The 9805-nt window shown below is 64.8% G+C and carries 13 protein-coding genes; 3 read left to right on the forward strand and 10 right to left on the reverse strand.

Annotated elements, in window-relative coordinates:
• Positions 1 to 463: ABC transporter substrate-binding protein (locus tag MKL01_RS06755; protein ID WP_243904449.1), on the forward strand; the 463-nt coding region annotated here is incomplete at its 5' end.
• 308 nt (positions 464 to 771) lie between these two features.
• On the opposite strand, the gene MKL01_RS06760 is transcribed toward MKL01_RS06755, so the two are convergent.
• On the reverse strand, positions 772 to 1290 hold the full coding sequence (locus tag MKL01_RS06760) for a MucR family transcriptional regulator (RefSeq protein WP_243904450.1): 519 nt from the start codon (positions 1288 to 1290) through the stop codon (positions 772 to 774).
• A 99-nt stretch (positions 1291 to 1389) separates the two neighbouring features.
• On the opposite strand from MKL01_RS06760, the gene MKL01_RS06765 reads away from it, so the two are divergent.
• Both MKL01_RS06765 and MKL01_RS06770 read left to right on the forward strand, forming a co-directional pair.
• Positions 1390 to 1680 (forward strand): hypothetical protein, encoded by a 291-nt coding sequence (locus MKL01_RS06765; RefSeq protein WP_243904451.1) that lies wholly within the window; start codon positions 1390 to 1392, stop codon positions 1678 to 1680.
• A gap of 49 nt (positions 1681 to 1729) precedes the next feature.
• Positions 1730 to 2440: a hypothetical protein gene (locus MKL01_RS06770; protein ID WP_243904452.1), complete on the forward strand. Its 711-nt coding sequence runs from the start codon at positions 1730 to 1732 to the stop codon at positions 2438 to 2440.
• Positions 2441 to 2450: 10 nt separating this feature from the next.
• Here MKL01_RS06770 and MKL01_RS06775 read toward each other — a convergent pair whose 3' ends face one another.
• The 9 genes from MKL01_RS06775 to MKL01_RS06815 form a co-directional block, all read right to left on the reverse strand.
• On the reverse strand, positions 2451 to 2690 hold the full coding sequence (locus tag MKL01_RS06775; RefSeq protein ID WP_243904453.1) for a hypothetical protein: 240 nt from the start codon (positions 2688 to 2690) through the stop codon (positions 2451 to 2453).
• The gene (locus tag MKL01_RS06780) at positions 2665 to 3192 is read right to left on the reverse strand and encodes a hypothetical protein (protein ID WP_243904454.1); all 528 of its coding nucleotides are present in this window, start codon (positions 3190 to 3192) and stop codon (positions 2665 to 2667) included. Before MKL01_RS06780 ends, MKL01_RS06775 begins: the two co-directional genes overlap by 26 nt.
• On the reverse strand, positions 3189 to 3530 hold the full coding sequence (locus tag MKL01_RS06785; protein WP_243904455.1) for a hypothetical protein: 342 nt from the start codon (positions 3528 to 3530) through the stop codon (positions 3189 to 3191). Before MKL01_RS06785 ends, MKL01_RS06780 begins: the two co-directional genes overlap by 4 nt.
• Positions 3527 to 3964, reverse strand: a complete 438-nt coding sequence (locus MKL01_RS06790; protein WP_243904456.1) for a DUF5681 domain-containing protein — start codon at positions 3962 to 3964, stop codon at positions 3527 to 3529. Before MKL01_RS06790 ends, MKL01_RS06785 begins: the two co-directional genes overlap by 4 nt.
• A 61-nt stretch (positions 3965 to 4025) precedes the next feature.
• Positions 4026 to 4247, reverse strand: coding sequence for a hypothetical protein (locus MKL01_RS06795; protein WP_243904457.1), 222 nt, complete (start codon positions 4245 to 4247; stop codon positions 4026 to 4028).
• Between the two features lie 256 nt (positions 4248 to 4503).
• Positions 4504 to 7608 (reverse strand): EAL domain-containing protein, encoded by a 3105-nt coding sequence (locus MKL01_RS06800; RefSeq protein ID WP_243904458.1) that lies wholly within the window; start codon positions 7606 to 7608, stop codon positions 4504 to 4506.
• A 1166-nt stretch (positions 7609 to 8774) separates the two neighbouring features.
• A complete protein-coding gene (locus tag MKL01_RS06805) occupies positions 8775 to 9140 on the reverse strand; it encodes a hypothetical protein (protein ID WP_243904459.1) in 366 nt (121 codons plus the stop codon).
• Entirely contained in the window at positions 9137 to 9385 is a 249-nt protein-coding gene (locus MKL01_RS06810; protein WP_243904460.1) for a hypothetical protein, read from the reverse strand. Before MKL01_RS06810 ends, MKL01_RS06805 begins: the two co-directional genes overlap by 4 nt.
• Before the next feature lie 10 nt (positions 9386 to 9395).
• Positions 9396 to 9701, reverse strand: a complete 306-nt coding sequence (locus MKL01_RS06815) for a DUF4093 domain-containing protein (protein WP_243904461.1) — start codon at positions 9699 to 9701, stop codon at positions 9396 to 9398.
• Between the last annotated feature and the right edge of the window lie 104 nt (positions 9702 to 9805).

Consider the following 9805-nt stretch of genomic DNA (forward strand, 5'->3'; position numbering starts at 1 on the left):
CATGAAGCTGACCCAGCCGCTGCACCCGCGGATGATCTACACCGACGTCTCCGCGGTCGGCGCCACCGCCCTGGCGGAGGAACTCGCCCTGGTCGGGCACGGTGTCGGCGCCGGCGTCCTGGTCACCCAGGTGGTCCCCGCAGTGGCCGGCTACTCGAAGGCCGTCCTCGAGTTCAAGGCGTCGTTGGCGAAGTCCTTCCCCGGCGAGCAGCCGGATTATGTGTCGCTTGAGGCGTTTATCGAGGCGAAGATCCTTATCGAAGCGGTCAGGCGTATTGCGGCGACTCCGGGGTCGACAATCGACGGCGAGCGGTTGGCTGACGCGCTAGAAGGCTTAGGCAACCTCGATCTGGGGCTCGGGACCGCGCTGAAGTTCGGTCCGAGCGAGCACCAGGCGTCGCACATGATCTGGGGGACGCAGCTCGACGAGAACGGAAAGTTCGTCACCGTCGGCCTGCAGTAACCATTTGAATAATTCGAGGTAGAGGCGGTTTCTGGCAGCTGACCATCCGCTGCCATTTACGAGGTGGGAGGGTACCTGGTTAGCGTGCGTATGGAGTGGCGTATGTCAGATGCCGAAAATCAGCAGCGAGAAGAGCAGAGGCCGTCCGCGGTCAGCTCAGTTGATAGTTCATCCACCCGAAGCAAGCGTCGGAAAGAGCGCCGAGAGACGGACCGTGACTTGGCTATTGTTATAGTGGATCGCCTTGAACAGGCGTTACGTGACCTGTTCAAGTGACGCATCATTGGGGTTGCATTTCTACGGCCGTTCTAGGCCTCCGCCGGCTCTTTGGCCTTCCGCGGCCGGCCTGCCCGCTTCGGCTTCTCCGAGACGGTCTCAGAGGCAGCAGCAGCCTTCGGAGCCGCTTTCCGCCGCTGCTGGCCGAGCCCGAGGTTCTTGGCCAACGCCGAGCGCTGCGCCGAGTAGCTGGCCGCCGTCGTGGGATAGTCGCGCGGCAGGCCGAAGCGCTCGCGGTACTGCTCCACGGTCAGGCCGTTGCCGGTGAGATGCCGCTTAAGCGTCTTGTACGGCTTGCCGTCGAGGAAGCTGATCAGCGCGTCCGGTGTGATCGACTTGCGGATCTGGGCGGGCGTTAGCTTCTCAGCGACAGGAGCAGCGGGTGCGCCGGCATTGCCGAGCCCCGTGAGCGCAGCATGCAAGCTAGCGATCAGCTCCGCCATGTCGGCCGGTCGCACTGAGTTGTTGGATACGTAGGCTGCGACGATGCTGGCTGTCAGCTCTACATAATCTACGGCAGTCGCCTCGATTGTCCCTGCGTTCTCGTTCACGGTGCACCTGATTTTGGAGAAGGCAGCACAGTCTGTTGTCGCGCGACAAAATGCAATACGTTATCTTGAGAGAAATCTTTTACTTTAGGCCCCGCTGAGATGATGCCGAGCCCTGACCTTGAGCAGTTCGCCGCCCTCATCGCCACCAACGTCGTCTCGGCCTTCGAGCGCGAACAGGACGGCGCAGAGTTCCATCCCACCGCCCGTGAGGCCACCGTGTCCGTGCTGGTGCGCAGCCTCTTGGCCGTCATGCCAACCCGGTCGAGCGACATACTCGCGGGAGCCTGCAACCGCGGCCTCGATGACGTTGTCGGCGCGATCGGGCTCGTCAGCCCTCGGGTCGAGGCGGTCGATCCCGACGATGGGTCGGTGACCATGACCTCGGCGTAGTCCGGGCACTTCCTGGGAGTGTGGAATGCCGTCACGAACCGCGGCCTTCGTGAAGTTCTTCACCGAAGAGGCTCATGCCGATCAGTTCCTGAGGGGCAGTCTCTTCATGCGGAAGCTGGGGTACTTCCAGCGCCTTGAGGCCGCGGAGACGGGTGACGGTAGGCCCGACGCTCACGAGGGCGTGGTCTCATGGCATCAGCCCGATCGCACCGAGTTGACGATCAACTTCGAGGGCTTCGATCCGATCAAGATCACCAAAGCCGATCTGGCTGGGCCTGTCGCCATCACGAGAACCATCTACTCCGACTTGTACGTCTTCTGCATGTCCACGGTGAGGATGCTCGACCCGGCCGAATTGTCTGGAGAGCACGAAGAAATCGAGGAGCAGATGCGGGCTGGATTACGGCTTGACCCGAGGTGCCTTCACTTCGGTCCGCACGCCGTGGTTGTCGATGCCAATAAGTTCATTACCCAGCTTCGCAGGGCACTGGAGGGCACCAGTCACTGGTACAAGGCGGATCGTATCGAATACTATGAAGCCGAAACCTTCCACGGCGACTTCGAGACCGAGGTCGCCCTATTCAGGAAGCAGATGCCGTTCGCCTACCAGAACGAGTACCGCGTCTGCCTGCTCACAGCCGAGGCGGGGGACGAGCCTATGGTTTTCGAGATCGGCGACATGTCAGGCTTCGCCCTCAAGACACGATCGGAAGATGTGAACGGGTCGTTCAAGCTGACCCTCAACCGCCCGGCGACCTGACTAGTCCACCTCACTCCCACGGTGCCGGGGCACCCTTCAGCATCGCGTCGTAATCGGACGAGATCTGATGCAGGGTCGCCGTCGCCCAGTACGCTTCGGCGCGCGGGTCCGACTCCTCCGGCTCGTGCAGGGACGCCTCGTACCGCTGGGCGGCTTCAGCAGCTTCCTCGGGCGTGAACCGGGCGGGCGCCACGGCGCGGGCCGCCTCCAAACGGGCGAGGCGCTTATTGAGGGCGTCGGTGCTCAACATGCTCTGCCTCCACTTCCTCGGCGGTGGTGCCGTAGTAGGCGAACGCGGCCCGCACACAGGCGGCCGAGTAGTCGAGCCGGAGCAGTCCGTTCGGGCCGTAGAAGGCGTCCGCCGTCTTGTGCTGGTAGTCCTTGAACGGAGGCACCCCGCCGAGGATGCCGACCCAAGTCTTGAACAGCAGGTTGTCGTAGGCCCTCTCCTCACCCGATCCCGGCGGGGCATACCGCTCAACCAAGCGCGGCCAGACAGTCCCCACTCGCTCGCGGAATGTCTCGGGATCTGTCTCCGTGGCGGCATCCGCTTCGATCTGATCGCGGTAGCCGAGGAGGCGGGCTAGACCGTCGCTCAAGGTATCGGTCTCGCCGTTCGGGTAGTCGCTGAGGTGCTGAACCGCGTTGCACAGCATGTGCTCATACAGGCCGGGCGGCATCGTCACCCGATTGCTTTCAGCCGCTTGCGCCTGCTCCAGTCGGGCGAGCCGGTCCTCAAGCTTCGGGGTCATTGCAGGTCTCGCGGGCTGTCGAGCTTGAACGTGAATTCCTTGCAGCACTTCGGCCACTGCCCGGCCGACGAGGCCACCGCCCGCGCCTCTTCGGTCAGCAGAACGGGCGACAGATCACGTGGGGCCTCGCCCTCGGCCATCTGGTGGGCGCCGAGGTTCATCACGAACACGTCGTCACCCTCGTGGATGGCGTGCCCCTGATCCTTCAGGAAGGTGACGATCTCGCTGACCGGGGTCCCCTGCGGGGCCTCTACCCGGAAGATGAGGTGCTTTCCGGTCGTAGGCGTGGCGGCGTTCGCCTCCAAACGGGCCAGCCTGTCCATCGCGCGTGGCGTCATCGACGTGCTCCCTTGCTACCTGCGGATTGCTCTAGGGCGGCCAGTCGTTCGGCGAAGTCAGCGGCGCTGATCGCCTTGACGTGAGCGTCCACGAGCTTCGACAGCTCGGCCGCCTCTGAGGGGGTGATCTCGCCGTCCGCAACGCCCTGCATCAGCGCGCGGGTCGCCTTGGTCAGGTCGGCCGGGGTCTCGATCTCGGGCAAGGTGAAGGTGATCGGCCGGTCCTTCCGGACGGGCATCAGGCGGTCCATGCACATGCGCAGCGCGACCGTGTCGCCGTCCAAGGCAAGCTCAATAGCTCGACGGGTCAGGGCCTCACTCTCGCCGTCGAGGATCGCCTCAAGGGCCTTGGTCGAGCGATTGCGGGCACCTCGCGGACGGCCGCCAGGATTGCCGCTCTGGCCGGGCTCGAACTGGGTCGCCTCGTTCGCCATCAGCAGCACCTCGGCAGGAGGCCATTTCCTGTAAACAACAGGGAAAATACAGGGCGCAGCATCATTCCGGCTGCCTCGGGGTGAGGTCCGAAAGCGGCAGATCGACAGGACGGCCATCTTCGGCGCCGACGATCACCCGAACGATGTTGATGCCGTTGGTGCCCAAGTCGTGCCCCTGCTCCTGAAGGAAGGCCGTGGCCTCGTCCGTGGACATGCCGTGCGGGCCCTGCACCACGAACCGGCGGACCTGACCCGGCGGCTTGACGACGATCGCGGTTTCCAAGCGACCGAGGCGGGTAAGAAGGTTTTGCATGTAAGAGCCTATCGATCAAATTCTTATCAATAGACAACGCCTAACACCAGATCCAGGCAGACGGGCACCTGAAGACGGTTTGATTTTCCGGAAACGGCGCGCCCAAGGGTAGCCGCAATGGGCGGTATCGGCACAGGATGCTGGCGCAGGAGGCCGTGGCGAGTGGCGCGAGGCACAGCGTAGGACACAGCGGCCGAAGCAGGTTTAACCCTCCCTCTTGCGAGGACTAAGCCGCCACGCTGGTGAACCGGTCACGGACGAACGCGCGCGCTTCGGTGGCCAACAATGGCTTGCTGAAGAAGTACCCCTGCACCTCCGTGCAACCCTCCCGGCGTACAAGCTCAAGCTGCTCGGCGGTCTCAACGCCCTCAGCCACGACGCCCATACCTAGCCGCTCGCCGATGCCCACCACCGCCCGCACGATCGCTGCCGCATCCGGGTCCGCGATGTCGCGGATGAACGCGCGATCGATCTTCAGCTTGTCGAAGGGGAAGCGGCGCAGGTAACTCAACGACGAATACCCGGTCCCGAAGTCGTCGAGTGCGATCCGCACACCGAGTGCGCGCAGCCGGTGCAGCACCGCTACGGCTTGCTCCCAATCCTGCACCAGAAGACTTTCCGTCACCTCAAGCTTGAGGCGCCCCGCGGGCAGCCCGCTGCTCGACAACGCGGCGACGACTGCCTCTTCCAGACCGCCGCGGAACTGCACCGCCGAGACGTTGACGCCGACACGCAGGGGCTCGGGCCAGTTCATCGACTCGCGGCACGCCTCCTTCAGCGCCCAAGTGCCGAGCGGCACGATCAGGCCGGTCTCCTCGGCCACCGGGATGAATTCATTGGGCGGGATCAGGCCGTGAACCGGATGCCGCCAGCGCATCAGCGCCTCGAAACTGACGACCGAGCCGTTCGTCACGTCGATGATCGGCTGGTAGGCGAGGAAAAAGTCGCCCCGCCGGATCGCCTCCTTCATGTCTAGCGCGAGCAGGCTGCGCGTAGCGGTGCGGGCATAGGCCCCTGCCTCAAACATCCGGTATGTGTTCCGGCCCGCCGCCTTGGCTTCGTACAGCGCCGCGTCGGCGCGCTGGAAGATCTCCTCAGCGGTGGCGCCGTCGTCAGGCATGAGCGCGACGCCGACGCTCACGCCGATGTCGATCGCCACACCGTCGAGCAGGATCGGCTCGTCCACCGCAGCGATGATGCGCTCGCAGATGCGGCAGGTCTCCGCTTCGCCGTCGATGTCGCTCAGGATCACCGCAAACTCATCGCCGCCGAGCCGGGCCACGGTGTCCTGATCACGCACCGCCGCGCGAATACGCTCAGCCACGAGGCACAGCATCTGGTCGCCCTTGGGATGACCATAGGTGTCGTTGACGGCTTTGAAGCGGTCGAGATCGAGCGCGAGCAAGGCGTGGCGATGAGGGGCGGAGGCCGCCCGTCGCACGGCACGGTCAAGGTCCTGGCGGAAGAGGGTTCGGTTGGGCAGGCCGGTCAACGCGTCATGCAGCGCCATGTGTTCGATGCTTAGCTCGGCCGTCTTGCGCTGTGAGATGTCGATCATCGTGCCGACAAGCCGCAGCGCCCGCCCATCTGCCGCTCGAGCGGTCACGCGTGCGCGGTTCAGGACCCAGATGTAGCTTCCGTCCGTGCGCCTCTGCCGGTACTCGCACTCGAACGCGGGTGTCAGGTCCTTCAGGTGCGTGCGCATCCGCGCGCGGACGTGTTCGCGGTCCTCGGGATGGACCGTGTCCATCCAGTAGTCGGCGGCGTGAAGCCTCGGATCGTCGCTGTAGCCAAGACCGTCGAGCCAGCGCTGCGAGAACCACGTCTCCTTGCCCGCGATGTCCCAGTCGAACAAGCCGCCTTGGCCGCTGTCGAGGGCCAGCGCCAGACGCTCCTCGCTGGCGCTCAACCGAGCCGCGCTCGCGCGCAGGGTCTCCTCGACCTCGCGCCGGGCGGTCACATCAAGGTGCAGGCCGACGAAGCGGATGGCCTCGCCGCTGTGTTCGTCGTGCACGACGCTGCCGAGGGTCTGCACCCAGCGATAGCCTTTCGTCGCTTCGGGATCGTGCGTGCGAAACTCTGCGCTGAAGGTCCCTCCCGCGGTCTTGGCGCGCTCGATGCCCTCCCAGACCCCGGGGAGGTCCTGCTGGAAGACCCGTGCTTCCCATGCGGCGACCGAGATGACGACCCGCGCGTCAAGGGCGTCGTCCGGGACGTGCAGGCCGTGCATGCGAGCGTTGAGGGGCGACAGGCGAACGCGGTCGCCGCGCACATCCCAATCCCACACGCCCGCGCCCGCCGCCGCCTGGGCGAGGCGCAGCAGTTCCGAAGTCTCGTTCAGCTTCCGGCGTGCGGCGTCCATGCGCCGGATGACCGGGACGGTGAGGACGGCAGCGCCCAGGATCAGGGCAAGTGTCAGGCTCCCGAGTCCCCAGAGCGAGCGCTCCAGCGGCGCACGGAAGGCCGCCTCCGTCATGGCGATGTTGACCATCCAGCCGGTGTCGTGAAGACGCCGGTAGGCCACACGGAGCGGCAGCCCTCTGGGGCTTGTACCGAACCAGAAACCCTGATCGCCCTTGCGCTGGTCGAAGCCCTTCACGAATTGGCCGACCTGCAAATCGCTGGTGGCGGAATGGCCGATCACCCGGCCCTGCCGGTCCACCACCACACCCATCAGGTCCTTCCCGACACCGCCGCGCCGCAGCAGATCATTGAATGCGACGGGATGCAGGACGGCGCTGAGGGTGAAGCGGCGCATACCGTCGCGCACCACGGGCATTTCGAGGGTCACGATCGGGCTCTTGCCCGCCCCACGTTCGACGAGATCCGACACGTGCGAGGCGTGCGCAGCCTCCGCAAGCTGGCCCACCGCGTCCGGGTAATCGGCGGACGAGACCCCCGACGTGTCGAGGAGGATCTGCCCGGAGGGGTCGCGCAGCGTGACGCCGATACCCTCGTGCTCCAGAAGCTCGCGAGCCTGCTGCGCGAGGCGGCCGAAGTCGCCGTGATCGAGGGCGGGCGAGGTCGCCAGCGCCCGCAGGATCGTGACATGGCCGTCGAGGAAGCGGGTGATATCGTCGGCTGCGGCATCGGCCAGTGTCGTCATCTGCGCCGTCGATCGCGCCTGCTCGGCGGCAGTCCATTTGTAGCCGATGATTGCGCACAGGACGACGAAGGGCACGATCAGGCAGGCTGCGAACACGGTGATGGCTGGGATCGTCGCCCACGCCGTCGCGAGACGGCCGCGCCAGCCCTTCCACCGAGCGACATTCCGTTTCAGGGTGCTGGGGAGGCGGCGCCAGCGCAGCTTTGTAGGGCGGTTCAAGCTCATGGCCGCACGTGCTCTCCGAAGGTGTCAGCGGTGAACGGCTTGGCGAACTGAACCGCGATGGTGTCTCAGAGGCCTCACCACGGCAGCGTAAGGCGACAACCCACACGCGCACCCCGACGGACGGGATTGCGGCTGGGTTCAGAGCGACGACTGTCCCGTGAAGCGAGATATGGAGGCTTCGTCATGAGCAGGCGAACTCCCATTCATTTACGACCATCGCCCGCCCGGCGACGACGAGTTCGGAAGTCACACTCCGCTTACGGAAGCGGTGAGCGTCGCTGATGCTCTCCGACACTTTGCTAATCCGCCGAAATTCCTAAATGATATATCTAGACGCAGAATTTATCTCTGACGCAGATTTATGAAATCGGACCCACCACTTCTGTTCCAGGTCGCGTGCCACCAAGCCGCGTTATATGAAATCTAAAGTCATTCTGGCATAATATTTCGTAAAGGCGCGATGCAAAGGAATAGAAACTTATCAGATTGGTAGCTCGGATCAATCCATACGGTATTCGGAATTATGACTGTCTCGCACGCTCGACCGTCACCTGGATTATCGACTCATTCGGGACTTGGAGGCCCGACGACACGCACGGTCTAGGTTCGTGAGCGAGCACAAGTCTTTCATCGTCCTCGGAGTCGTTACGAGGACGCGCTGCATCGGCTCTGCCTCCCGGCCGAGAACCAGAGCATCAAGATCTTCGGCGAAACCCTGCAACGCCTGGATGGCGGCGCGGTCCCGGACACAGGTCGAGCCCTCGCGGGTCTCCAGGGTGACGGCGACGATCAGCGCGGCCTCACGGGCTGTACGGATACCGGCGTTGAAAGCGGCGATTTCTCGGGGCGTCATGGTCTTCCCCTCTTGCTAGGGCCGACACTTCGAACCACTGTCTCATCGAGGCGTTGGTTCAGGGTCAGGAGGGCCCAATGGCCTACGACCAAAGCGGCAGTGCAAATCTGTCCGAGAACGAACGTAAAGCGAGTGAGTGCGCCGGTCGGAAGCGGCTCGGTGAGAATGGGCACCCGCAGATGCGGCCCACGCCCAAGGAGCAGGACGCAGCCGACCGCACCAAGACGACCGTGAGGCACAGCCTCAAGAGTGACCCGCAGGAGACCGAGCCAGCAGGAGGCGAGAGGTAGGTCGCGAGCCTGCCGGTGCTGGGTCATGACACGCGGGCTCCGACGCCGGCCCACACGCTCTTCAGGACGATCGTGCGCCAGTCCGCGTGCGTCATGTCCATCTGAGCGATCGTGATCATCGCCGGGTTCAACGCTTCGGAACCACCGGCAGCATGGATGGCGTGACCGATCCGGCGAAGCTCAGCCCGGCACGCGGTGCCGATCGGGTCCGTGGTGAGCCCGGGCAGATCCAGTTCTCCGTAGTGGGGGATCGTCGTCACGTCGTGCCACGATGCGGCGTCGCCCTGGGTCGCCTTAGGGGAAACCGCGTGACGGCGCTCCAGATCTCGCTTCACGATGACCCGGAGGAGGGCATCGGCGGCGGTTTCGACTGTGAGAGAAGCGCTCATGCGGCATCCCGGAGGCTGTCGAAGAACAGTTCAAGCTCCAGGTCGTGATCGTCCCAGGTGTCGCCGACCATGAGGGCGAACACCTCCATCACGCCGTCCGCGCGGCGGATGATGCACCAAGGGTCGAAGTCGGGACCGGGATGGACGGGCCACCGGGCCACTTCGGCGGCCGTCTGGCGGCGCAGGCGGTATTCCCGGTCCGGGTGGGCCTGGAACCACATCGTGTCGATCTGGGTGGCGTTCATGCTGATCCTTTCAGGCGGCGTTGTTGCGGAGACCGGCCTCGAACTCGGCCATCTCCTCGTCGGTGAAGGCAACGGCGCTGCACCACTGGTAGTGGACGGCGATCGGCATGGCGTAGGACGGGACCCGATAGGCCCCGAGGGCATCGCGCCGTATCTCGCCGCCCGCATCGACGATCAGCCCAGCGTCGAGGAGCGCCTTCAACGTCTTCGGCGAACAGGATGGGGGCTCGCCGCAACCAACCCGATCGAGGGCGCGGCGCTCGGCCGACGTGCGGCCGGGATGGGGCAGGCGATCAGGATCGGATTTGCAGGGCATGATGGCTCCTCAGGCTGCGGGGCGGTTTAGGGCGGCGTAGCTCGCTAGGACGTGGCGGCGATCGAGACCGGCGAGGCGGTCGAGAGCATCGATCGCAGCGGGGA

Source organism: Methylobacterium sp. J-070 (assembly GCF_022829385.1).
Lineage (GTDB): Bacteria > Pseudomonadota > Alphaproteobacteria > Rhizobiales > Beijerinckiaceae > Methylobacterium.